The 23609-nt window shown below is 50.6% G+C and carries 20 protein-coding genes; 12 read left to right on the top strand and 8 right to left on the bottom strand.

Annotated elements, in window-relative coordinates:
- Positions 1-123: 123 nt before the first annotated feature.
- From DW826_RS00655 to DW826_RS00635, 5 genes are all read left to right on the top strand, one after another.
- Positions 124-1611 (top strand): HAMP domain-containing sensor histidine kinase, encoded by a 1488-nt coding sequence (locus tag DW826_RS00655; protein WP_117469139.1) that lies wholly within the window; start codon positions 124-126, stop codon positions 1609-1611.
- A 30-nt stretch (positions 1612-1641) separates the two neighbouring features.
- A complete protein-coding gene (locus DW826_RS00650) occupies positions 1642-2331 on the top strand; it encodes a response regulator transcription factor (protein ID WP_015553243.1) in 690 nt (229 codons plus the stop codon).
- Positions 2332-2349: 18 nt separating this feature from the next.
- Positions 2350-3156, top strand: a complete 807-nt coding sequence (locus DW826_RS00645; RefSeq protein WP_117513704.1) for an HAD-IIA family hydrolase — start codon at positions 2350-2352, stop codon at positions 3154-3156.
- Positions 3157-3415: 259 nt separating this feature from the next.
- The gene (locus DW826_RS00640) at positions 3416-4609 is read left to right on the top strand and encodes an MFS transporter (protein WP_015553245.1); all 1194 of its coding nucleotides are present in this window, start codon (positions 3416-3418) and stop codon (positions 4607-4609) included.
- A 273-nt stretch (positions 4610-4882) separates the two neighbouring features.
- Positions 4883-6565 carry a DEAD/DEAH box helicase gene (locus DW826_RS00635; protein WP_015553246.1) on the top strand — a complete coding sequence of 561 codons (1683 nt, stop codon included), beginning with the start codon at positions 4883-4885 and terminating at the stop codon, positions 6563-6565.
- A 304-nt stretch (positions 6566-6869) separates the two neighbouring features.
- On the opposite strand, the gene DW826_RS00630 is transcribed toward DW826_RS00635, so the two are convergent.
- From DW826_RS00630 to DW826_RS00620, 3 genes are read right to left on the bottom strand one after another with little or no spacing between them, the layout of a single operon-like run.
- Positions 6870-8810, bottom strand: coding sequence for an extracellular solute-binding protein (locus tag DW826_RS00630; protein ID WP_117551733.1), 1941 nt, complete (start codon positions 8808-8810; stop codon positions 6870-6872).
- Positions 8810-9631 carry an ABC transporter permease gene (locus DW826_RS00625; protein WP_117503628.1) on the bottom strand — a complete coding sequence of 274 codons (822 nt, stop codon included), beginning with the start codon at positions 9629-9631 and terminating at the stop codon, positions 8810-8812. Before DW826_RS00625 ends, DW826_RS00630 begins: the two co-directional genes overlap by 1 nt.
- On the bottom strand, positions 9624-10700 hold the full coding sequence (locus tag DW826_RS00620; RefSeq protein ID WP_117469143.1) for an ABC transporter ATP-binding protein: 1077 nt from the start codon (positions 10698-10700) through the stop codon (positions 9624-9626). Before DW826_RS00620 ends, DW826_RS00625 begins: the two co-directional genes overlap by 8 nt.
- 315 nt (positions 10701-11015) lie before the next feature.
- Here DW826_RS00620 and DW826_RS00615 point away from each other — a divergent pair, with 315 nt between their 5' ends.
- The 7 genes from DW826_RS00615 (at position 11016) to DW826_RS00585 (ending at position 18706) form a co-directional block, all read left to right on the top strand.
- Positions 11016-12068 (top strand): beta-propeller fold lactonase family protein, encoded by a 1053-nt coding sequence (locus DW826_RS00615; RefSeq protein WP_117469173.1) that lies wholly within the window; start codon positions 11016-11018, stop codon positions 12066-12068.
- Positions 12069-12074: 6 nt separating this feature from the next.
- Positions 12075-13202 (top strand): chorismate synthase, encoded by a 1128-nt coding sequence (aroC, locus tag DW826_RS00610; RefSeq protein WP_117471626.1) that lies wholly within the window; start codon positions 12075-12077, stop codon positions 13200-13202.
- Positions 13203-13516: 314 nt separating this feature from the next.
- Positions 13517-13957 (top strand): ribose 5-phosphate isomerase B, encoded by a 441-nt coding sequence (rpiB, locus tag DW826_RS00605; protein ID WP_015553253.1) that lies wholly within the window; start codon positions 13517-13519, stop codon positions 13955-13957.
- Between the two features lie 255 nt (positions 13958-14212).
- Positions 14213-15133 carry a PfkB family carbohydrate kinase gene (locus DW826_RS00600; RefSeq protein ID WP_117469175.1) on the top strand — a complete coding sequence of 307 codons (921 nt, stop codon included), beginning with the start codon at positions 14213-14215 and terminating at the stop codon, positions 15131-15133.
- Positions 15134-15138: 5 nt separating this feature from the next.
- A complete protein-coding gene (udk, locus tag DW826_RS00595) occupies positions 15139-15765 on the top strand; it encodes a uridine kinase (protein WP_015553255.1) in 627 nt (208 codons plus the stop codon).
- Between the two features lie 231 nt (positions 15766-15996).
- Positions 15997-17025, top strand: coding sequence for a transglutaminase domain-containing protein (locus DW826_RS00590; RefSeq protein ID WP_117483748.1), 1029 nt, complete (start codon positions 15997-15999; stop codon positions 17023-17025).
- Positions 17026-17308: 283 nt separating this feature from the next.
- A complete protein-coding gene (locus tag DW826_RS00585; protein WP_117469178.1) occupies positions 17309-18706 on the top strand; it encodes a nucleobase:cation symporter-2 family protein in 1398 nt (465 codons plus the stop codon).
- 141 nt (positions 18707-18847) lie between these two features.
- Here the strand turns inward: DW826_RS00585 and DW826_RS00580 are convergent, their stop codons facing one another.
- From DW826_RS00580 to DW826_RS00560, 5 genes are all read right to left on the bottom strand, one after another.
- Positions 18848-19720: an NTP transferase domain-containing protein gene (locus DW826_RS00580; RefSeq protein ID WP_181967944.1), complete on the bottom strand. Its 873-nt coding sequence runs from the start codon at positions 19718-19720 to the stop codon at positions 18848-18850.
- Positions 19721-20054: 334 nt separating this feature from the next.
- A complete protein-coding gene (locus DW826_RS00575; RefSeq protein WP_117551731.1) occupies positions 20055-20417 on the bottom strand; it encodes a LysR family transcriptional regulator in 363 nt (120 codons plus the stop codon).
- Positions 20418-20559: 142 nt separating this feature from the next.
- Positions 20560-21363, bottom strand: coding sequence for an ABC transporter ATP-binding protein (locus DW826_RS00570; RefSeq protein ID WP_015553260.1), 804 nt, complete (start codon positions 21361-21363; stop codon positions 20560-20562).
- Positions 21364-21369: 6 nt separating this feature from the next.
- Positions 21370-22380: an iron ABC transporter permease gene (locus tag DW826_RS00565; RefSeq protein WP_117513713.1), complete on the bottom strand. Its 1011-nt coding sequence runs from the start codon at positions 22378-22380 to the stop codon at positions 21370-21372.
- Entirely contained in the window at positions 22340-23446 is a 1107-nt protein-coding gene (locus tag DW826_RS00560) for an ABC transporter substrate-binding protein (protein WP_117551730.1), read from the bottom strand. Before DW826_RS00560 ends, DW826_RS00565 begins: the two co-directional genes overlap by 41 nt.
- Positions 23447-23609: the final 163 nt, after the last annotated feature.

The raw sequence follows: 23609 nt of genomic DNA, 5'->3' as shown, positions 1-23609 counted from the left end.
GGATCGCTTTGCACTGGCCGGTGCGGGGCACAGACGTAGGAGCACGTAGTGCGGAGCGATCAGAAAGCCGGTATGTTCTCTCAGACTGGCGGACAAAAATAAGAAGGGAGCGCGCAGCCGCTCATGAAAATACGTACAAAATTACTTATCACATTTCTGACGATCACGGTGGTACCGATCTTTTTGATCTATATCTCGATTTTAGGACTCAGTTCCTATCAGAACCGGGTGTTCCGGGAGACCTACGACGTTGGCCAGGTGGATCTCTCTGCCGGCGCGTCGATCCGGGTATTCAGCCACCTGACTGAGAGCATTCAGAAGGAGATCGAAGAAAAGATCGCGAAGGATCCGGAGATTTTCACGGACCAGTCGTATCTGGGCGACTTGAACGCCCGGATGACTGAAAAACACTCCTTTCTGATGGTGACGAAGGATGGAAAACTGATCTATATAGGAAACGACGAGACAGCATCGAGCCTGGAGAGAGAGATATCGGACTATGCGGAGATCAATGACTCTGATTCCTGGGGCAATTATCTGGATAAAAATACGGAACATCTGATCAAACAGAGAGAATTTGAACTGGCAGATGGGAGCCGGATCGCGGTCTACCTTGTGACAAACGTTGTGGATGTGATCCCGGAGGTAAAATCCATGATCACAGAGATGTTCTTCAGCAGTGTGCTGATCCTTTTTATCACTGGCGGTATGTTGACAGCCTGGGTCTACCGGTCGATCTTATGGCCGATCGGAAAGCTTCAGGAGGCAACGAAACAGATCCGCGACGGAAATCTGGACTTCACTCTCGATGTGGAGGACGATGATGAAATCGGGCAGCTCTGCCAGAACTTCGAGGAAATGAGGATCCGTCTGAAAGAATCGACGGAAGAAAAGATCCAGTATGATAAGGAGAGCAAGGAGCTGATCAGCAACATCTCCCACGATTTAAAGACCCCGATCACAGCCATCAAGGGCTACGCGGAAGGTCTTATGGAAGGTGTTGCGTCCTCGCCGGAGAAGCGGGATAAATATATCCGGACGATCTACAACAAGGCGAACGATATGGACCGTCTGATCAACGAGCTGACATTCTACTCAAAGATCGACACAAATAAGATCCCGTATACCTTCTCGAAGATCAATGTGGCAAACTACTTCCGCGACTGTGTGGAGGAAGTAGGACTGGAACTCGAGGCGAGAGGAATCGAGCTTGGCTATTTTAACTTTGTAGATGAGGACGTGATGGTGATCGCCGACGCGGAGCAGATGAAGCGCGTCATCAACAACATCATCGGAAATTCCTTAAAATACATGGATAAAAAGAATGGGATCATCAATATCCGGATCCTGGATGTGGGTGACTTTGTCCAGGTGGAGATCGAGGACAACGGAAAAGGCATCGGACAGAAAGAGCTTCCGTATATTTTCGACCGTTTCTACCGGACGGATTCCTCGAGAAATTCCAGCAAGGGCGGAAGCGGCATCGGCCTTTCCATCGTAAAGAAGATCATTGAGGACCATGGAGGAAAGATCTGGGCCACCAGCAAGCTGGGAATCGGAACAGAGATCCACTTTGTACTCAGAAAGATCGCGGGGGACGCGCAGCAGTAAAATATAATACCCATAACAGGAGGAACTTATATGAGCAAAATTCTGATCGTAGAAGATGAGGAGAGTATTGCAGAACTCGAAAAGGATTATCTGGAACTGTCCGGTTTCGAGGTTGAGATAGAAAATGACGGAGAAGCCGGTTTAAAGCGGGCGATTTCGGAGGAGTTCGACCTCTTTATCCTGGATCTTATGCTGCCGGGAGTGGACGGATTTGAGATCTGTAAGAAGATCCGAGAGACGAAAAACACACCGGTGATCATGATCTCCGCAAAGAAAGACGATATCGATAAGATCCGCGGCCTTGGTCTCGGTGCTGACGACTATATTACAAAGCCGTTCAGCCCGAGCGAGATGGTGGCGAGAGTCAAGGCCCACCTGTCCCGCTACGAGAGACTCATCGGAAGCGGAACCCCGGTGAACGATATCATCGAGATCCGCGGTTTAAAAATCGATAAGACAGCCCGCCGCGTCTATGTAAACGGCGAGGAGAAGAACTTTACGACAAAAGAATTTGACCTTTTGGCGTTCTTAGCCCAGAACCCGAACCACGTCTTCACGAAGGAAGAGCTGTTTTCCAAGATCTGGGACATGGAATCCATCGGTGATATTGCGACCGTTACAGTCCACATCAAGAAGATCCGCGAGAAGATCGAGATGAATACCGCGAAACCCCAGTATATCGAGACGATCTGGGGTGTCGGATACCGGTTCAAGGTATAAGGCAGGGAGAAAGGGAAGATGGACAGAAAAAAACTTTTGGAGGAGACAGAGCTTTTCGTCCTGGACATGGACGGAACCTTCTATCTGGACACGCAGATCCTGGACGGATCCCTGGAATTTTTAAGACAGGTGGAACGTCTCGGAAAGCGGTATGTATTTTTTACAAATAATTCCTCGAAATCTCCGAGGACCTATATTGATAAGCTGGCGAAAATGGACTGCCATATCCGCCGGGATCAGATCATTACATCCGGCGATGTGATGATCGAATATCTGAAAATGTATTATCCGGGAAAAAGGGTTTACTTAGTTGGAACCCCGGACCTGGAGGAAAATTTCCGGGAGAACGGCATTCTCCTCACAAAGAATATGCCGGATGTTGTGGTCATCGGATTTGATATGACTCTGACCTACGAGAAGTTAGAGAGGGCCTGTACCTACATCCGGAGTGGGGCAGTATTCCTGGCAACACATCTGGATATCAACTGTCCGACGCGGGCTGGATTTATCCCGGATTGTGGTGCTATGTGCGCGGCAATCTCACTGTCTACGGGAAGGCAGCCGAAGTATGTGGGAAAACCATTTAAGGAAACTGTGGATATGGTGCTGACACTCACGGGAAGCGAGCGGGAGAAGATATCCTTTGTGGGAGACCGTCTCTATACCGATGTGAAGACCGGCGTGGCAAATGGAGCCCACGGGATTCTGGTGCTCTCCGGGGAGACGAAGGCCGGTGATCTGGAGAACGCTGACACGGTGCCGGATGCTGTGTTTACAGGATTAAAAGAGATGGCGGAAATTATGGCAGAGATGCCGGGAAAATAGAAACCGAAAGCTAAGAGTAATAGGCACATCCTGATGTTTGGGGTGTGCCTTTGCTGCGGGGAGAAAAATCCTGATAAAGTGTTACAGAGAACATACGGTTGTTTGCGCTTGACATTCAGCGGATATAAGTTTAAACTTGAATTATGTGAATTTTCTGCAAAAATAAAGCAAAATGCGAAAAAAACGAAACAGTTTCAGCGGGACGTGAAGAATGACAGAAGTCTGGAACTGAAAATTAAGACAAAGGAAGACAACGCTTATGAAGTACAAATTGAGATTTGCTGCCTTTTTCACTGCCATGATCGTATTTAACCTGGCAGCCAACTTTGCCCACCCGGTCACACCGACGGTAATTCAGGAGCTGCAGCTCCACGACTACATGTTTGGAGTGGCGTTAGCAGTTATGCTGATCACAAACTTCCTGTTATCTCCGTTCTGGGGTAAGATCAATAACTATATTTCCTCAAGGCTTTCCTTATTGATCTGTTGTCTGGGATACGGTGTGGCCCAGGTATGGTTTGCCTACGCTACGACGGAACTCATGATCATTCTCGCGAGAATGTTCGCGGGACTCTTCACCGGCGGTATCTTTGTAAGCTTTCTGACCTATATCGTAAACAAGTCAGACCCGGAAGACCAGGGGAAATACCTGACATACAGTGCAACGATCAAGAGCGTGGCCAGCGCTTTCGGCTACATGATAGGCGGATTTTTAGGCGAGTTTTCCGTGCGTCTGGCGTTCTTAGTCCAGGCGGGAACCCTGATCGCGGTGGCAATTGCTTTCTTCCTTATCTGTGAACCGGACAGCACGGCGAATTTAAAGGATATTCCGGCAAAGCAGCTCATGAAGGAAGCGAACCCATTCCAGGCGTTCATCGACAGCAGGAATTTCATGTGCATGGCTTTCGTGTTCCTGTTTGCGATCAACATCTTTATCAACTTCGGAAATACCGGTTTCGACCAGGCTTTTAACTACTACTTAAAGGCACAGCTGGGCCTGACTTCCTCCTACAACGGAATCATCAAGGCGGGCGTCGGTTTCGTATCCTTTATCGCGAACATGAGCCTCTGTATCTGGATCATCAAGAAGACGAACGTCAAAAAGTCTATGGTGGTTCTCACAGCGTTCTGTGCGCTGGCTTCCATCGGAACATTGATATCCGTGAAGATCGGAATCTTCATCCTGTTCAGTATCCTTGTTTACGCTGGCTATTCCGTCAGCGTCCCGGTTCTCCAGAACATGGTGGCAGACCAGGCATCGCCGGAGCAGAAGAACCTCGTCATGGGATTCTTCAACGCGACCCAGTCATTGGGAAGTATTGCGGGTTCCCTGACAGCGGGATTTATCTACTCTGTGAATGCGAAGCTTCCGTTTGCCTGCACCTTCGTGATCTACTCGGTGGGCGTTGCGGCGGCGTTTGGATATCTGTGCTACCACAAAAAAGAGGCTTGATACTGGTTTAAATTAACATACACCCCGGAAGGGCGTGGTACTTAAAAAAGTACCTGCCCTTCCGTTTTTTTAGACATCGTCGCTTGACTTTTTCCTCCCTATGTTATAAGATATTTTACATTTGCACCCTGTATGGCTTGAAATATTAACGAGCCGTCAGTATTGTATATAGAATTCTGTGACCGGTATAGAGATCTGGGAGTCCGTAGGAGTCGTCGAATGAATGTATCCTGGCATGGAATTGTTATGCAGACAACATAGAAAGGATATTGAATGGAAACAATCAGATTTGACGAACTTAATTTAGACCCGCGGATCCTCCGCGCAGTTACAGATATGGGATTTGAGGCGGCGTCCCCGATCCAGGCCCAGGCGATCCCGGTTGAGATGGAAGGCCATGACATGATCGGCCAGGCGCAGACCGGAACCGGTAAGACCGCAGCTTTTGGAATTCCGCTTCTCATGAAGATGGACCCGGAAAACAGAAAGACACAGGCAATGATCCTCTGCCCGACGAGAGAACTTGCGATCCAGGTAGCGGAAGAGCTTCGCCGCCTTGCGAAATACATGTCCGGGATCAAGATCCTCCCGGTCTACGGCGGACAGGAGATCGTAAAACAGATCCGCTCCTTAAAGGGCGGTGTCCAGATCATCGTTGGAACCCCGGGACGTGTGATGGATCATATGAGAAGAAAGACGATCCGCACCGACGCGATCCACACGGTGGTTCTCGATGAGGCGGACGAGATGCTGAACATGGGATTCCTCGAGGACATGGAGACGATCCTAGGTGAGCTTCCTGAGGAGCGCCAGACCGTAATGTTCTCCGCGACAATGCCTCACGCGATCGCCCAGATTGCCCAGAAGTTCCAGAAGGACCCGAAGATGGTTCAGGTCGTAAAGAAGGAACTGACGGTTCCGAAGGTGACCCAGTATTATTATGAAGTAAAACCGAGAAATAAAGTGGAAGTTATGTGCCGTCTGCTGGATCTCTATTCCCCGAAGCTCTCCGTTGCGTTCTGTAACACGAAAAAGCAGGTGGATGAGCTGGTGCAGGCACTCCAGGGCCGCGGATACTTTGCGGAAGGTCTTCACGGAGACTTAAAGCAGGAGCAGCGTGACCGTGTAATGGGAAGCTTCCGAAATGGCGCTACTGAGATCCTTGTTGCGACGGACGTTGCGGCGAGAGGTATCGACGTTGACGATGTGGAAGCCGTATTTAACTACGATATTCCGCAGGATGACGAGTACTATGTACACCGTATCGGACGTACCGGACGTGCCGGAAGAGAAGGACGCGCATTCAGCCTTGCGGTGGGAAGCGAGGTCTACAAGCTCCGCGACATCCAGAGATTCTGCAAGACAAAAATCGTTCCGCAGCCGATCCCGTCCTTAGATGATGTGACTGCGATCAAGGCAGAGAAGATCTTAGATGATGTTCAGCAGCATATCGGTGACGACAGCAATTTAGAGCGCATGACAGATATTATCGAGAAGCGTCTTCTTGCTGAGGATTACACTTCCTTAGAGCTTGCGGCAGCGTTCCTGAAGATGGCCATGGGCGACGATTACGAGGACATCGCGGATGAGGGAAGACCGCTCCGTGACCTTGACGATCTCGACCGACGCGGCGGAAGAAATGACCGCGGAAGAAACGGACGCAGACGCCAGAGAGGCGATGACGAGGAGTACATGGACAGAAAGAACGCCAGAGGCGGCATGACAAGACTGTTCATCAACCTCGGAAAGAATCAGAACGTGAAGCCGGGCGATATCTTAGGAGCCATCGCCGGTGAATCCGGAATTCCGGGCCGTCTCGTTGGAAGTATCGATATGTATGACAAATATACCTTCGTGGAAGTTCCGAAGGAGCAGGCCGATATCGTTATGGACGCAATGAACCATGTGAAGATCAAAGGTAAGAGCGTGCATGTGGAGAAGGCGAACCGGAGATAAGGGCAGTATTGATGTAAAATATGATGTTGGGGTCAAAAGCTTTTGACCCCTCTGATACCGAATTGCTCTGCACTGCGTGCTCCCGCAATTCTCAAAAACATTCGTAATTCGCTCATTTTTCTATGAAAAATGGCTACTTACTCATGTTTTTGGCGGGTCCCAAGGTCAAAAATTCTCCTGCAAGCAAGCTTGCGTCGAACTTCTGACCTTTTGACCCTGGTATCATAAAATACGGAACTATAGAAATCAAAAACGGGAACCCGGCAGAGTTTGTTTCTGCCGGATTCCCGTTTCCTTTCATATATTACTGTGATTTAACTTCCTTCCAGAGTGCATTATAGAGATCATCCGCCTCGGTTCCAAGATAACTGTAGACCTCAGAATTCTCCAGCTCATCTGTATCCGGGAATACAGATTTATTTTCCTGATATTCCGGATCCAGGATCTCGAACGCTGCCTTGTTCGGGGTTGCGTAGGTGATGTACTCGAAGTTCTTCACCGCGATATCCGGGCGGCAGAGGAAGTTGATCCACTTCTCCGCGTTCTCCTTATTCTTCGCGTTGTCCGGGATGACCCAGGAATCGATCCACAGGTTTGTTCCCTCTTTAGGAAGAACGTACTCAAGATCATAATCGAGATCCAGTGTCTCCGCCTCTTCCTGAAGGTATAACAGCTCACCGGAGTAGATAACACCTACCGCCGCCTCGCCGTTTAACATCTTATCGCGGACCTGGTCCACAACATATGCCTGTACTAACGGCTTCTGCGCCAGGAGAAGCTTCTTCGACTCCTCCAGCTCTCCCACGTCTGTGGTGTTCATGGAATATCCAAGTTCCTTTAATGCAACCATAAACGCGTCGCGGACACTGTCCTGCATCAGGATCTCGCCCTTTAATCTTTCATCCCAGAGATCCGACCACTTTGTCGGCGCCGGGACTCCAAGCTCTTCCAGCTTCTGGACATTGTAGATAATTCCGACCGTTCCCCATGTATACGGGACAGAATAGCGGTTCTCCGGATCAAACGCCTTTGATTTTTCAAGGTAGACCGGATCGATATTCGCAATATTCGGCACATTCTCAAAGTTGATTTCGGCGAGAAGTCCGTTCTCCACCATCTTCTGGATCATGTAGTCCGACGGACATACCGCGTCGTAGCTGACTGCTCCTGCCTCGATGACCGGATACATCTCCTCGTTTGTCTCAAAGAGGTCATACGTCACATGAATTCCGGTCTCCGCCTCAAATTCATCGATAACACTCTCATCAATATACTCCCCCCAGTTGTAAACGTAGAGTTCGTTGGAGTGGGATGACGCAAAGTGAAGATAGCTTGTATAGCAGACGCTTCCCACGATCAGGAAGGACGCCAGCACGATGGCTGTCTTTCCGTTCCACAACGGCTTCTTTCCTTTATCCGGCACCGTGTTCGGTCCGAAGTTTCCGGCTCCTGCTTTCGTCTGTGGTTTTGCCGGGGCAAAGTTCGTGATGAGAAGCAGCGCGAGGATCGTCACGAAGATCACGGTGGACAGGGCGTACATGGACGGCTTGATGCCGCGGCGCACCTCACTGTAGATCAGGGTGGAAAGTGTATTGATCCCGGCGCCCCTCGTAAAGTGGGTGATGATAAAGTCGTCGAGAGACATCGTAAACGCCATCAAAAAGCCCGATAACACACCAGGCATAATATCCGGGAATACTACCTTGAAAAATGCCTGTAACGGACCGGCGCCCAGGTCCATGGCCGCCTCGTAGGTGTTCCGGCTCGTCTGCTTAAGCTTCGGCATGACGCTCAGCATCACATAGGGCACGTTGAAGGTGATATGGGCGAACAGGATCGTCTTAAAGCCCAGGGAGATCCCGAAGGCGATGAACATCAGCATCAGGGAGATCCCTGTCACGATATCGGAGTTTAGCATCGGGATATTGTTGAGTCCCATGCAGATCGTCCGCGGAAGCTTCTTCATCGCGGAGAGACCGATGGCCGCCGCTGTTCCGAGGATCGTTGCGATAAGCGCCGACAGGAACGCGATCAGTAACGTATTATAGAGGGCATCCATGATCGTGGCGCTCTCAAACATCTGTGTGTACCATTTTAAGGTGAATCCGCCCCACTGGGATCTCGATTTCGAGCTGTTGAAGGACAGGACCATCATGACGAGGATCGGCGCGTACAGAAAGACCAGTACCAGCACCAGATAGAAATCCTCAATAAATTTCTTAAATCTTTCTCTTGCGGTTTTCATCAGAATGCAGATCCCTCCCCATCCTTATCGTATTTTGCGATCATGGTCATGCTGAGAAGGATGAATACCATGAGCACGATGGAAAGTCCGGCACCGAGGTTCCAGTTGCTTCCCTTTGTGAATTCCTGCTCGATGACGTTTCCAATAAGCAGGATCTTGCTGCCGCCCAGGAGGTTCGAGATCACGAAGGTGGTGAGTGCCGGTACGAATACCATCGTGATCCCGCTGACGATTCCAGGAACGCTTAGTGGAAGCAGGATCTTTGTGAGCGTCTGGTAGTTGTCCGCGCCCAGGTCCCTGGCCGCGTTGATCACGTTGTCATCGATCTTCGCAAGGGTATTGTAGATCGGCAGTACCATAAACGGCAGGAAGTTGTAGACCATGCCGAGGATGATGGCCGCCGGTGTGTTGATGATCGCAATGTTCGGCAGATGCAGGATCGTGAGGAAGGTGTTGATCACGCCGTTCTTCTCGAGGAGTGTCTGCCATGCCATGGTTCTTAAGAGAAAGTTCATCCACATCGGGAGAATGAAGATGAATACCACGAAGCTGCCTTTTCCGATATGGCGTTTTCTTAAGATCAGCGCCAGCGGATACGCCAGAAGGAGGCAGATCACGGTGCTGACTCCCGCGAGCGCCAGGGAGAGCCAGAGAGCCTTCAGATGCTCAGAGGAACTGATGGCCAGGATGTTTGCCAGGGTGAATGCCCCGCTGCGGTCCGTCAATCCATAGCAGAATACCATGAGCAGAGGGATCACCGTAAATCCTGTCATCCATATCATATAAGGATAAGCCAGAAATCTGGATGCTTTTCTATTCATTGACTCCAACGGCCTCCTCGTCCTCGGACTCCGGCTTGTTCATGATTTGGATATCGAAGGGATCCACATGAATGCCGACCTTCTGTCCGACCGGGAACATGTCCGTGCTGTGGACCAGCCACTCGTAGCCGTCCGGGGTCGTAACCTCCATCTCGTAGTGGACGCCCTTGAAGATCAGGTGCGTGACAACGCCTTGAAGCGTGCCGTCCTCCGGCTTCACAAGGTCGATGTCCTCCGGTCGGATCACAACGTCCACGGGTTTATTGTTTCCGAATCCCTTATCCACGCAGGCAAACTTCGCGCCGAAGATTTCAACAAGCTCGTCGTGGATCATCGTACCGCCCACGATATTGCTCTCGCCGATAAAGTCCGCGACGAAGGCGTTCTCCGGCTCGTTGTAGATCTGCTCCGGGGTTCCCATCTGCTGGATATAGCCCTGATTCATGACGATGATGGTGTCAGACATGGTCAGTGCCTCTTCCTGGTCATGGGTGACGTATATAAAGGTGATTCCCAGCTCATTCTTCAGCCGGATCAGCTCGTACTGCATGTCCTGGCGGAGCTTTAAGTCGAGGGCTCCGAGCGGCTCATCGAGAAGAAGAAGCTTCGGTTCGTTTACGATGGCGCGGGCAATGGCGATCCGCTGCTGCTGGCCGCCGCTCAGGGAATCCACGCTGCGGTTCTCGAAACCGTCCAGGTTTACGAGCTTCAGCGCATACTTGATCTTATCGTCAATATAGCTCTTTGATTTGCCTTTGATCTTCAGACCGAACGCGATGTTCTCCGCAATGCTCATGTGGGTGAATAGGGCGTACTTCTGGAAAACTGTATTTAACTGGCGTTTATTCGGCGGTGTGTTTGTGATATCTTCGCCGTCAAAGATCACCTGGCCTTTGTCAGGTTTTTCGAATCCACCGATGATCCTTAAAGTTGTGGTCTTTCCACAGCCGCTCGGACCGAGCAGTGTCACAAAGGAATTTTCCTTTACAGAAAGGCTCAGATCATCAAGGATCAGATCGCCGTCATAGCTCTTCCAAATATGGGACAAATCAATGAGCGGATGCTCCATTCTTTTTTCCTCCTGAATGTAAAAATATTCAAACGTCCTGCTGCCTTTCGACGCAGAGCAGCACAAAAAATGACTGTGCGACAAGAATTTCATCTTGTATATTTACTCATGATTTCCATGTTCTGTCAATAGATTTCCGACCCCGTTTCGAAATAAAATCTGAGGTATGTTTTTTCTTTCATACGATTCCCGGAGTTTTTCAGATTTCGATTAACAAACGTGGCAGATTATGATAAAATGAGCATATCTATGAAATTCCGAAACGCTGCCGGACGAGGCATTTTCGGAGAATTGAAAGTAAAGGGGAAATTACCTATGACTGGAAAATACATGGCCTATGTGGGTTCTTATTCCTACACGGGAAAGGCAAAGGGAATCACTGTATATGATGTGGATGTTGAGGCTGGAAAATTCATCTACCGCTGCGAAGTGGAGGTCGATAATTCTTCCTATCTGAAAGCGTCCCAGAACGGACAGATCCTCTACTCCATCGCCGATGAGGGTGTTGTGGCGTTCCGCGTTCTTTCGAACGGAAGCCTTGCCCGCTTAAACAGCGCAAATATCAGGGGCATGCGCGGATGCCATCTCTCAACAAGCAAAGCCGACGACTATATCTTTATCTCCGGTTTCCATGACGGAAAGATCACGGTCCTCAACCTGAATAAGGACGGCGCCGTGGGCCAGATCGCCGACGGCGTTTTCCACAAGGGCCTCGGATCCGTTGCGGAGCGCAGCTTCCGCCCGCATGTGAGCTGCAGCCGCCTGACTCCGGACGAGCGTTTCTTAATGGTGGCGGACCTTGGAATCGACCAGATCAAGGTCTACCGTTTTGACCACAAGGACGGAAAGATCACTCTCGTGGACACGATCCGCTGCGAGCTGGAATCCGCTCCGAAATACTTTATGTTCAGCTCCGACGGACGTTTCTTCTATGTTCTCTATGAGCTGAAAAATATGATCGAGGTTTATTCTTATAAGGAGGGTGAGCGCGTTCCGATCGTGGAGAAGATCCAGACGATTCCTTCCACAGGAAGCAAGCCGAACCAGCTGACCGCAGCCTGCGCGATGCACCTCTCCCCGGATGAGAAGCACTTATTCTGCAGCAACGCCGGAGACAATACGGTATCCATGTACGACCGCGATGATGAGACCGGCATGCTGACAATGCGCTTCTGTCTCCCGATCAGCGGTGATTACCCGAAGGACATCGCGATCTTCCCGGACGGAAAGCATCTGGCATCCATCAACCACGAGGGAAGTATTTCCTTCTTTAAGATCGACTATGAAAAAGGTCTTCTCGTCATGAGCGACCGCAGCATTACGGTCAATGAGCCAAACTGCTGTGAAATTGTAAAGATTGGAGATTAACATAACATGGCAGCAGGTTCTACCATCGGCACAATATTTAAAGTAACGACCTGGGGAGAATCCCACGGGAAGGCCATCGGAGTTGTCGTCGACGGCTGCCCGGCGGGTCTTCCACTGGACGAATCCGATATCCAGAAGCTCTTAGACCGCAGAAAACCTGGCCAGAGCCGCTTTACGACCCAGAGAAAAGAGGGCGATGAGGTCGAGATCCTCTCCGGTGTCTTCGAGGGAAAGACTACAGGAACACCGATCTCCATGATCGTCCGGAACACGGACCAGAGATCCAGGGATTACTCCAATATCGCTTCCTGTTTCCGCCCGGGTCATGCGGATTATACCTTTGAGGAAAAATACGGGTTCCGCGACTACCGCGGCGGCGGACGTTCCTCCGCCCGGGAGACCATCGGCCGCGTCGCAGCAGGTGCCATCGCAGAGAAGTTCTTAAAACAGTTGAATATCTCCGTGACCGCATACGCGAAGTCCATCGGACCGGTGGAAGTCTCCCCGGAGCGGATGGATCTCGCTGAGATCCAGAATAACCGCTTCTGTCTTCCGGATGCGGAGGCAGCAAAGGCAGCAGAGGATTATCTTGACCAGAAGATCGCGGAATGCGACTCCGTCGGCGGTGTCGTCGAGTGCGTGATCTCCGGTCTTCCGGTAGGCCTCGGCGAGCCGGTATTTGAGAAGCTGGACGCGAACCTCGCAAAGGCAATCCTCTCCATCGGTGCCGTCAAGGGCTTTGAGATCGGTGACGGTTTTGCCGCAACAAAGGCATGCGGATCTGAGAATAACGATGAGTTCCGAATGGACGGGGACAAGATCGTAAAGGAGACGAACCATGCTGGCGGCGTTCTCGGAGGAATCAGCGACGGGAGCGATGTGGTATTCCGGGCGGCCTTCAAACCGACCCCGTCTATCGCAAAGTCCCAGGAGACCGTCACAAAGGACGGCGCGAATATCGATCTCGTGATCCACGGGCGCCACGACCCGGTGGTTGTTCCGAGAGCTGTCGTTGTGGTGGAATCCATGGCCGCTATCACCGCTATGGACATGCTCTTAGTGTCCATGACATCCAGACTCGACCTGATCCAGATATTCTTTCAGGTTGAGAATGCGGATGACGGCGATAATTAAATATTTGCATGAAGCCGGACAGTTTTCTGGACGGATTCAAAATATTATGATACCAGGGTCAAAAGGTCAGAAGTTCGACGCAAGCTTGCTTGCAGGAGAATTTTTGACCTTGGGACCCGCCAAAAACATGAATAAGTAGCCATTTTTCGCAGAAAAATGAGCGAATTATGAATGTTTTTGATGATTGCGGGAGTACGAAGTACGGAGCAATCCGGTATCATAGGGGTCAAAATACCTTTTGACCCCAACATCATATTATAAAACTGGCAAAATAATTTCCGGTTACACTATCACAATCATAGGAGAAGAAAGAAATGAAAATCGCAATCGCAAATGACCATTCTGCAGTAGAGCTGAAGAACATCATCAAAGAGCATCTTGAGAGCAAAGGCTACGAAGTATTAAACCTCGGAACCGACTCCACGGAGAGCTGTGACTATCCGGTATACGGTGAGAAAGTCGGCCGTGCTGTCGCTGACGGCGAGGCAGACCTCGGAATCGCTATCTGCGGAACAGGCGTTGGTATCTCCCTGGCAGCAAACAAGGTAAAAGGCATCCGCGCATGCGTCTGCAGCGAGCCGTACACAGCAAAGCTTTCCAGAATGCACAACAACTCCAACATCCTCGCGTTTGGGGCACGCGTCGTTGGAAGCGAACTGGCAAAGATGATCGTCGACGAGTGGCTTGGCGCAAGCTTCGAGGGCGGACGTCATCAGAGACGTGTTGATATGATCATGGATATTGAGAACAAGTAACTGAATCGTAACTGTGAGGGTACTGAACAGTTACACGGAATCTTATTTTATATAGAAGAAAGATCCTGCCTGGAAGCAGCAATGCCTCCGGTCAGGATCTTTTTTGGATATGACCTCAAGAGAGAAGACCATGACAGAACTGACTCTTGCCACGCATTTTAACATGTGTTAAGATTACACCACAAAGGATCATATCCCAAATGACCCAACAGGATAAAGGTCAGAGATAAAGGACATAGATAAAGGAGAATTACGATGGGAATTGTAGTAATCGGAGATGTGTTTATAGATATTAAGGGGTATTCCCTGTCCCCTTATATTCCGCAGGGAAGAAATGCCGGAACTGTGATCCAGATCCACGGCGGCGTTGCGAGAAACGTGGCGGAGAACATCGCAAATATCGAGCTGAAACCGACATTTATCAGTGCGGTGGATGACAACGCCATGGGAGACGATGTGATCCAGAAGCTGAAACGCCATAAAGTCGAAACGAAGTATATGAAGAAGGTCAAGGACGGCATGGGAACCTGGCTGGCCGTCTTTGATCATGAGGGAGACGTGGTGGCATCCATCTCAAAGAGACCGGACCACAAGCCCATCGAGCAGATCTTAGATGAGCATGGGGACGAGATCTTTAAGGATGCGGACAGCATTGCGATCGAGATCGATACAGACAAGGAGATCGTGAAAAAGACCTTCATGTATGCGGAAAAGTATCACAAAGAGGTCTATGCGCTTGTATCCAATATGACGATCGCTGTGGAGAGAAGAGATTTTATCCGCAGAACTGCATGTTTTGTGTGCAATCAGCAGGAGGCGGGAATCCTGTTCTCGGAAGACTATGACCATATGACTCCGGCAGAGTTAGCGGCAATTCTTCCGGACCGGATCCGTTCCGCCAAGATCTCCCGCATGGTGGTCACCATGGGAGGAGACGGATCTGTCTTTGTTGATTCGGACGGGCACACCGGAATTTATCCGGGACGTAAGGTAGATATCGTGGACACGACGGGAGCCGGGGATGCGTTCTTTTCCGGCGTCTGCATCGGACTTACCTACGGCAAGACGCTGCAGGAGGCATGCAGAATCGGCACAAGACTTGCGGCAACGGTGATCTGCACGACAGAGAATATCTGTCCGAGATTCATGCCGGAAGAATTTGGACTTACGAGGTAATCGATATGGAACCTATTATTATCGGAATTGCCGGGGGGTCTGGCTCAGGAAAATCGACATTTACGAACAGGCTCAGGCAGTACTTCGGGGATGATGTTGTCGTGATCTACCACGACAACTATTACCGCAGACAGGACGGGATCCCGTTTGAGCAGCGTGTGAAGGTCAACTATGACCATCCGGATTCCCTGGAGACAGATCTTTTGGTGGAGCACCTAAAGGAGCTGAAAGCCGGAAAGACCATCGAGTGTCCGGTCTACGACTACAGCCAGCACAACCGATCCAGCGAGATCATCAAGATCGAGCCGAGACCGATCATCCTCGTTGAGGGCATCCTGCTTCTCGCCGACGAGCGGATCCGCAGCCTCCTGGACATCAAAGTCTATGTGGAAGCCGACGCTGACGAGCGGATCCTCCGCCGCATCGTCCGCGACGTAGAGGAGCGCGGCCGCGACCTGAAAGGAATCATCACTCAGTACTTAACAACCGTAAAACCCATGCACTACATGTATGTAGAGCCCACGAGGGCTCTCGCCGATATCGTTATCAACAGCGGAAAGAACGATGTTGCGTTCGATCTGTTTGTTTCGAAGATCGGGCAGCTGCTGGAGAGTGCGGGGAATAAAATATAAATATGTGAAGACCGCCTGTTGTCAGTGTTGTGCTGGTGATGGGCGGTCTTCTTTCGCTTTGCGCGGACGCACGAGCCAATTCTGCGTTGACGCACTGGCGCACAAAAATATTAAACCTTACAACGATTGTACAGTTAATGTTTTTCCGCAGAATTTAACTGGAAAAGCATTTACAAATACGTTATACTGAGTCGGGTAAATTTTTAGAGATTTGAAAGGATCACAACTATCATGGAACCATTTTATTATAATCACATGGACAAAGAGCGACAGGCTGTTTACCGTGCCATGCAGCAGGGACTGTTAAGCCTTGCTGACTCTTTCCAGATCCCCCGGATCGACGGTCACGCCTTAAGCGATATTTTTTTTGAGCTCCGCCTTGACCACCCGGAGATTTTCTGGGTGTCCAGCTTTAAATACCGGTATTTCGCGGATTCCCCGAATCTGATCTTCATCCCGGAATACCTTTTTGAGAAGAGCAAAATCAAAGACCACCAGAAAGCCATGAATGCCCGGGTGGAAAAGCTCGCAAGACCGGCGGCAAAGCTCCCGGAGCTGGAAAAGGAAAAGTATATCCACGATTTTATCTGTGAGAATATCCACTACGATAAACTGAAAAAGCCCTATTCCCATGAAATTATCGGACCGTTGGGTCATGGTGTCGGCGTCTGCGAGGGGATCGCAAAGTCGGTCAAGATCCTCTGCGACGCGCTTGGAATCTGGTGTATGATCGCCTTATGCGGAAACAATCCGGAAAAAGGGATCAAGTACCGCCATACATGGAATATCGTGAAGATCGGTAAGACTTGCTATCACCTGGATGCCACCTTCGACAACAGCCTTGGAAAATGCGTTGAGACCGGCGGTGAGATCCGCTACGACTACTTCAATCTGGACGATAAGGCGGTCTTCCGCGACCATGAGCCGTTGATCGCCCCCGCCCCGGCCTGTACGGACGGTGATCACTTTTACTATAAAGAGAAAAAACTTTCCTTCACAAAGACGGAGGAAGTTTACAAGCGCTCCCTGCAGACTGCAAAGAAGAATAAAACACTTACATTCCACTGGCGCGGCGGCTACCTGACCCGTGAGGTTCTGAAAGAACTCATTGAACTTATCGAAAAAGCCGGAGCCGAGCAGAACAAGACCGCTCATATCCAGCTCAACTGGCCTCAGGCAGTTCTGCGGATCCATTATACGGATGAAAGATCCCAGGCTGTCGTCACCATGGAAGAAGCCAATGAGGGGGAAGAGTCCTGATCTCGTTACTCCACATAGATAAGGATTTCCGAACTGAAAAGCCTGCATGCTGCAGCGGAGGCATCCGGCACTGACGATCCAGAACGAAAAAAGAACATATAAATTTTCGACAGCATATTTACATGCTGTCTTTTTTTGCTTATAATGACGGTACAAAAAATAATCACTGTTAATAAGTGAACCTGTCGATGGCAATCGTGCCGGAATTCAGATGGGACAGTGGAAAATTACGGCTGTACATACACAGGCAGCTGAAAAAATTTACATCAGGGGAGAAAAACGTATGGGAAAAGAAAAGATAACGGATCAGGCGATGTATGATTTCTATGGAAAAATGCCGTTGAAACGTGCGATTCCACTTGGACTCCAGCATGTGTTGGCGATGTTTGTCGGAAACCTGACCCCGCTTCTTATTATCTGCGGCGCATGCGGAATCAGTGGAAGCGAGGAGTTCGCCCATCTTCAGGTCTGTCTTTTACAGAACGCGATGTTTGTAGCGGGAGTTGTGACTCTGGTCCAGCTCTATGCGATCGGTCCGATCGGAGGTAAAGTTCCAATCATCATGGGAACCAGCTCCGGTTTCATCGGAGTTTTCAAGAGTGTGGCGGACACTATGGGCGGCGGACTCGCCACCTATGGCGCGATCATGGGAGCGTCAATTCTCGGCGGTCTTTTTGAGAGTGTTCTCGGATTCTTTATCAAGCCGCTGCGTAAATTTTTCCCGGCGGTTGTAACGGGAACGGTTGTATTGTCCATCGGACTGTCCCTGATCTCCGTCGGGATCAATTCTTTCGGCGGCGGAAGCGGCGCGAAGGACTTTGGCTCTATGGAGAACCTTCTCCTGGCGATCTTTGTCCTTGTGGTGATCCTTACTGTGAAACACTGGACCAACGGAATGGCAAGCAACTCCGCAATTCTCATCGGAATCATTGCGGGATATATTGCGGCATTTGTTATGAGCCTGGTTCTTCCGACAACGGGAATCACGGCAGACGGAGCCGAGTACACGAAAGCATGGGTACTGAACTGGGATAAAGTCGCCCAGGCAAGCTGGATCAGCATTCCGGAATTTCTTCCGGTGAAGCCGGTGTTTGATGCCCGTGCCATCGCGCCGATCCTCATCATGTTTATCGTAACAGCTGTTGAGACGGTCGGAGATATCTCCGGTGTTATTGAAGGCGGAATGAACCGTGAGGCGACAGACAAGGAGCTTTCCGGCGGCGTGATCTGCGACGGTATCGGATCTTCTTTCGCGGCACTGTTTGGAATTCTTCCGAATACCTCCTTCAGCCAGAACGTCGGACTGGTTACGATGACAAAAGTAGTGAACCGTACCGCTCTCGCGACAGGCGCAGTATTCCTGATCCTCTGCGGTCTTGTTCCGAAGCTGGGCGCCATCGTTTCTATTATGCCGCAGGCTGTTCTCGGCGGCGCAGCCGTTATGATGTTCTCATCCATCGTGATCAGCGGAATCCAGCTGGTCACAAAGGAGAAGATGACAGCGAAGAACCTGACTATCGTTTCTGTAGCGCTTGGAGTTGGTTATGGAATGGGAGCGAACACGGCAATCTTAGCACAGACCCCGCAGGCGATCCAGCTGATCTTCGGCGGTTCCGGAATTGTTCCGGCGGCTATGGTTGCGATTTTGTTGAATATTGTGCTTCCAAATGATAAAAAATGATGGGATTTGCGCTGAACGATTATAAAATACTTGAAATCGTTAAAATGACCCGATCAAGTACGTTGAAAATTTTTTGATAAGAAATCTGTGCGCAGGGTTAATAAAAAAGCGGAATTTATCCGGGCGATACCGAGGTGTCGCTTACCGGTTAAATTCCGCTTTTTTTAGTTGCTCCAGTTCTGCCGGGGTGTCCGCGTCAGCGAGTTCCAGAGGATCACCTGCGGGGAAATACCGGACAACGTCGGGATATTTTTTCAGCAGAACATTGCCGCCGTGATTGTCCGGGAGTGTGAGAAGCTCCTCAAAATATCGGTTCCCGAAAAGAATTGGGTTTCCAGGAATTATAGAATCATCCTCAGCGATAGCTGCCAGGCGGAAAATCGGAGAGGCAGTTTGATAATACTGCGAAAATGTTATTACCATAGCTTCAAGTGTCTCTTTTGTTAACAGCGGCTGATCCCCCAGCGCAAACATACACCCCGCAAGTTCCGGATATTCCTTCAATAAGGCAGACAGTCCAAGAAGGACCGTGTGATTTCTGTAGGGCATTGCATGCAGAAGGACCGGAATCTTTCGCTCTCGACAAAATGCTTCAACTTCCCTGGATCTCGTCACAACGATCCGGGCAGCAAAAAGTGCACCGTCGGTGGCGGATAAGATCCGGTAGATCATTGGCTTTCCATTGAAATCTGCCATAAGTTTATTGGAACCAAATCTTTTTCCAAGCCCGGACGCCATGATCACGCATCCGATGGGCAGAAGCGGATGCTCCAGGTCGTAAAGGAACACGTCGTTCCGTGCCCGCAGTGCATCGAGAAACGGTGTGGATTGGCTGCGGAGAACAGCGATGACCTGTTTCTGGTCAAAAAGACGGAAAACAGCATCGCAGAATTCCGGGCAGGAGCTTTCCAGATAGCCGAGTTCGTCGATTACCGCCCATTGGGAAGCGGACTCAATGGCGCGGGTTATAGAAGTGATGCCGAGCCCAAGGAAGCCATCCATAGCCGGTGTCATTTGGTTGCCGGATCGTTGAGCATCAGGATGCGCAGAATCAGCAGCACAAGCTTTTTGTACAAAACTATTTGCAGGGAAATTTGGAACAGCGAAGGACTTAGGTGGATGGCAGGATCCGATTCTCGCAGTTTCACCAGTAAGATTATCTGTCAATTCCACACGGTCGCGCGGAAACGCCTGCGTTGTAAATCCTGGAAATGGTCCTAAATCAGAAAAGTACGGCAGTGCCAGAATTTCTCTCAACAGCGTGCTCTTCCCGATTCCCCGGCTGCCAGTTATGACCAAATGCCGTTTTTTATGAATACCTGCAGCTGCCGCTGTTTCAGACACAAATTTATTCCCCGTCTTCTCCCCCATCTGCATATTTAGAAAAGATCTGAGTATAGAGTTCGCGGCTGCTCTGAATACAGGCGTCACGGTAGGTTTCATAGTCATGTAAAAACTCCTTTGCTTTCGGCGTCAGGACACTTCCTCCGCCGCCTTTTCCGCCGATCCGGCGGGCCGTGAGCGGAAAACCGAGATTCTTTTCGGCTCGCCTCATGATGGCAAGTGCCTTCGTATACGCCATCCCCATAGACATCGCCGCCGCCCGCAGCGAACCGGTCTCCTCGATCAGATGGAGCAGACGGCAGGGACCTTCACCAAAGAATCGGAAGTGGTCATCGTCGCAGAGAAAAACTCGGATGTCGGATATCATGGAGAACACCTTCTTTCAAGAATTATTATGATCATAATATGTGACTGTGAGGATACTGAACAGTTACCATAATATCATAAATGCCAATCTGGAAACAGTAAAATTATTCAGCACTGCGGGAGAAAGATCCGCAGCAGAATAATTACAGAAGGGGAAGCAGGATGAGCCGCTTATGGTTCGAGATTTCCGGATCCGCAACAGCAACAAGTCTTACCGCCCCATAAATTTCAGAAAACGCCTTTTCCATATCATGGACAGAGTCAGTTTTTGGCTGCAGCGTGCAGATCAGGCGGCCATCTTTTAAAAGCATCAGCGTGTCACAGCAGGCAAGCGCCAGAACCGGGTCATGAAGGCAGATCAGACCAGCTTTTCCAGGACGCCCATGCACTAATTCCATGATCATCCGCACCATCCGGTACTTATTTCCGAGATCCAGCGAGCTGTCCGGCTCGTCGAAGAGCAGTAGCTTCGTGTCTTCCACCAGCGTCCGGGCCAGGATCACAAGCTGCTTTTCTCCACCGCTGAGTGTCAGATAATCCCGGTCTGCGAGACCAGCCATCCCGACCTGTTCCAGAGCCCGGAGTGCCGCCGCTCTCATATCCGCGGACGGCTGGCTGAGCAGCTTTAATTTTGGATAAAATCCCATCAGCACCACATCTATGGCACTCATGGAGATCGAGATCCCGCTCTGCTGCGGAATATAGCTGACTCGCCGTGCCAGTTCCTTTGAACGCAGTCCGGCGAGCTCAGCACCTTCAAGAAAAACATGCCCGTCATGGGGCAATTCCCCGCAGATGGCCCGGAGAAGTGTGGTCTTTCCACCTCCGTTTGGCCCCAGAAGTCCGATCACACGCCCTGGTGTGTCAACAGAAAAGGAGACATGATCCAGGATCTGCCGTCCGCCGAGACAGAGGGAGATATCCTGAACAGAAAAAAAATCAGCCATTTTGACTCAGCTCCTCCTTTCCGAGAGAATCAGATAGATCAAAAACGGTGCACCGAGAAGCGATGTGAAGATACTCACAGGCAATTCCACCGCAGTCAGGGACTTCGCCAATACGTCCGCAGTGAGCAGCAGGACACTTCCGATGATCCCGCTCAAAAGACAGGATGACCGCCTGTTGTGCCCGGTGAGAAGTCTCGCCGTGTGCGGGGCGAGAAGACCGATAAAACTGATAAGCCCCGTGACGCTGACTGCGGCAGCCACCGTGAGTGTCGCGAGGAAAAGCACGAAAAACCTGGTCTTCTGGACAGAGACACCCAGCATTCGTGCCTCGTCCTCTTGCACCGACAGCGCCAGTATATGGCGGTGGAGCAGGAAAATAACGGCGGAGCTAAACAGAATGATCACAACAGGGAACGGGATCTTCGAGGCAGTGACGCCCGCAAGACTTCCCATGATCCAGTATTCGATGGAAGCCAGCTGTTTTTCCGGGTCAGCCATGAGCTTCAGCACCATGAGAAATGTCTGCGCCAGGGAGTGGACCGCGATCCCCGCGAGAACAATGGAAGAGTGTTCCTTTACTGGGGAAAGGGCGGTGAGTCCAAGGGACAGACAAACTGCGAGAAGTCCGCCGACAAACGCGAAGACCGTGGTGGACGGCGATGCAGCGGAGGTAAAAAGGATTGCGAAGGCGGCACCTGCGCTGGCACCGGAAGAGACGCCGATGATATCGGGGGACGCCAGCGGGTTCCGGAAGACCGTCTGGTAGACGAACCCGGCCACACCGAGGCCAAAGCCGCCGACGAGTCCCATGAGGGCGCGGGGCAGGCGGAGTATGGTAAAAGTGCGGACCGCCATTGGTTCCCCTGCGCAAAGATCCGCCAGGGAGATCGGGTACTTTCCGGTAGTCAGTGCTGAAACAAAGGCGATGACAAGAAATGTCATCGCCAGAGTTAAAATTGCCATTGTCCGGTTGGAATCAGTTTGCGCTTTCCGGAGTGAAGCCATAGAATGTTTCATAGAAATTCTTTTCTGTAGTCTTGAAATCGTCTTCAGTTACAACGTCCGGGTGAAGAATGGAAGCGACATAGTAGCTGCCTAAAAAGCTTGCCGGTACCGGGGAATCGAGAGCTTCGATGTCGCTCGGGATCTGGGCAATGTGTCCTTCTTTTACAGTTGTGCAGTCAGCGAGAGCGGAATCGTTCAGAACAGAGTCAACATCGTAGTCAGCGTCAGCAGCGAGTACGATGTAGTCTGGGTTCCAGGAGAGAATCTGCTCGTAGGAAGTATCTGCCCAGTATGTATCAGTGATGTCGGAAGCCGCGTTCACGCCGCCGGCGTTTTCGATCAGGGTGGACTGATACATCTCCGGACCAGCGGTCTGTAACAGAGCGCTGTTGCCTGCAAGGTATACGGACGGAGTCTCAACGCCGTCGAGGGATTTCTTTAAGCTCTCAAGAGCGTCGGAGATCCAGTACTCCAGCTCCTGGCCTTTCTCAACTACGTCTGCGGCTGTGGAGATCATGTCGATGGTCTCGAATAACTTTGTCTGGTCTTCCGGATTTACAGCGATTACGGTGAGACCAAGCTCTTCCATAGCCGGGATGGAATCTTTTAACTTTGTCGGAACGATCACAAGGTCCGGCTTTAATGCGGCACAGCCCTCAAGGTCAAACTCTTTCGCTGTTCCGACAGACGGGAGTTCTGTGAGTTCCGGAGCGCTTAATTTGTAGATGTTTCTCTTGTCGGCCTTTGCCTCAACGCCGACTAACTGGTCATCGAGACCAAGGGCGATCATCAGGCTTGTGGAGATATAGTAGCCGCTGACGAAGGATTCCGGATGTTTCTCGATCGTAACCTTACGGCCAAGATGGTCAGTGATGGTGACTGGATAGGTGACAGTCATTTCGTCGCCGGCCGCCGCGGATGTCTCAGCTGCGGATTCGGATGCGGCTTCTGTGGTAACTTCAGCAGCTGTCTCAGCCGCGGTCGTCGTGGATGCAGTGCTGTTTCCACATGCAGTTGTGCTCACGGATAATGCGAGAGCTAAGAGCAGGGCGGAAAGCTTCTTGAGATTTTTTTTCATGATCTTTTGTCCTCTTTCAATATTTTTGTGTTGAAATTTCGTTATGTTTTTTTAACTACAACGGAATTATAACAGAAAGTATGTTAAAATTAAAGTATATTTTACAACTGTTCGATAGGGATTACACGCTTGTCTGCGCAGGCTGTGAAAATGCTGGACAGAT

The sequence above is a fragment of the Clostridium sp. AM34-11AC genome (assembly GCF_003435375.1).
In the GTDB taxonomy this organism is placed as follows: domain Bacteria; phylum Bacillota; class Clostridia; order Lachnospirales; family Lachnospiraceae; genus Pilosibacter; species Pilosibacter fragilis.
This window is presented reverse-complemented; position numbering and strand designations above follow the sequence as displayed.

What these genes read in the sequence shown, in the direction of transcription:
- DW826_RS00655 (WP_117469139.1), top strand. Translation starts at nt 124, where the DNA reads ATGAAAATACGTACAAAATTACTTATCACATTTCTGACGATCACGGTG.
- DW826_RS00650 (WP_015553243.1), top strand. Translation starts at nt 1,642, where the DNA reads ATGAGCAAAATTCTGATCGTAGAAGATGAGGAGAGTATTGCAGAACTC.
- DW826_RS00645 (WP_117513704.1), top strand. Translation starts at nt 2,350, where the DNA reads ATGGACAGAAAAAAACTTTTGGAGGAGACAGAGCTTTTCGTCCTGGAC.
- DW826_RS00640 (WP_015553245.1), top strand. Translation starts at nt 3,416, where the DNA reads ATGAAGTACAAATTGAGATTTGCTGCCTTTTTCACTGCCATGATCGTA.
- DW826_RS00635 (WP_015553246.1), top strand. Translation starts at nt 4,883, where the DNA reads ATGGAAACAATCAGATTTGACGAACTTAATTTAGACCCGCGGATCCTC.
- DW826_RS00630 (WP_117551733.1), bottom strand. Translation starts at nt 8,810, where the DNA reads ATGAAAACCGCAAGAGAAAGATTTAAGAAATTTATTGAGGATTTCTAT.
- DW826_RS00625 (WP_117503628.1), bottom strand. Translation starts at nt 9,631, where the DNA reads ATGAATAGAAAAGCATCCAGATTTCTGGCTTATCCTTATATGATATGG.
- DW826_RS00620 (WP_117469143.1), bottom strand. Translation starts at nt 10,700, where the DNA reads ATGGAGCATCCGCTCATTGATTTGTCCCATATTTGGAAGAGCTATGAC.
- DW826_RS00615 (WP_117469173.1), top strand. Translation starts at nt 11,016, where the DNA reads ATGACTGGAAAATACATGGCCTATGTGGGTTCTTATTCCTACACGGGA.
- aroC (WP_117471626.1), top strand. Translation starts at nt 12,075, where the DNA reads ATGGCAGCAGGTTCTACCATCGGCACAATATTTAAAGTAACGACCTGG.
- rpiB (WP_015553253.1), top strand. Translation starts at nt 13,517, where the DNA reads ATGAAAATCGCAATCGCAAATGACCATTCTGCAGTAGAGCTGAAGAAC.
- DW826_RS00600 (WP_117469175.1), top strand. Translation starts at nt 14,213, where the DNA reads ATGGGAATTGTAGTAATCGGAGATGTGTTTATAGATATTAAGGGGTAT.
- udk (WP_015553255.1), top strand. Translation starts at nt 15,139, where the DNA reads ATGGAACCTATTATTATCGGAATTGCCGGGGGGTCTGGCTCAGGAAAA.
- DW826_RS00590 (WP_117483748.1), top strand. Translation starts at nt 15,997, where the DNA reads ATGGAACCATTTTATTATAATCACATGGACAAAGAGCGACAGGCTGTT.
- DW826_RS00585 (WP_117469178.1), top strand. Translation starts at nt 17,309, where the DNA reads ATGGGAAAAGAAAAGATAACGGATCAGGCGATGTATGATTTCTATGGA.
- DW826_RS00580 (WP_181967944.1), bottom strand. Translation starts at nt 19,720, where the DNA reads ATGACACCGGCTATGGATGGCTTCCTTGGGCTCGGCATCACTTCTATA.
- DW826_RS00575 (WP_117551731.1), bottom strand. Translation starts at nt 20,417, where the DNA reads ATGATATCCGACATCCGAGTTTTTCTCTGCGACGATGACCACTTCCGA.
- DW826_RS00570 (WP_015553260.1), bottom strand. Translation starts at nt 21,363, where the DNA reads ATGGCTGATTTTTTTTCTGTTCAGGATATCTCCCTCTGTCTCGGCGGA.
- DW826_RS00565 (WP_117513713.1), bottom strand. Translation starts at nt 22,380, where the DNA reads ATGAAACATTCTATGGCTTCACTCCGGAAAGCGCAAACTGATTCCAAC.
- DW826_RS00560 (WP_117551730.1), bottom strand. Translation starts at nt 23,446, where the DNA reads ATGAAAAAAAATCTCAAGAAGCTTTCCGCCCTGCTCTTAGCTCTCGCA.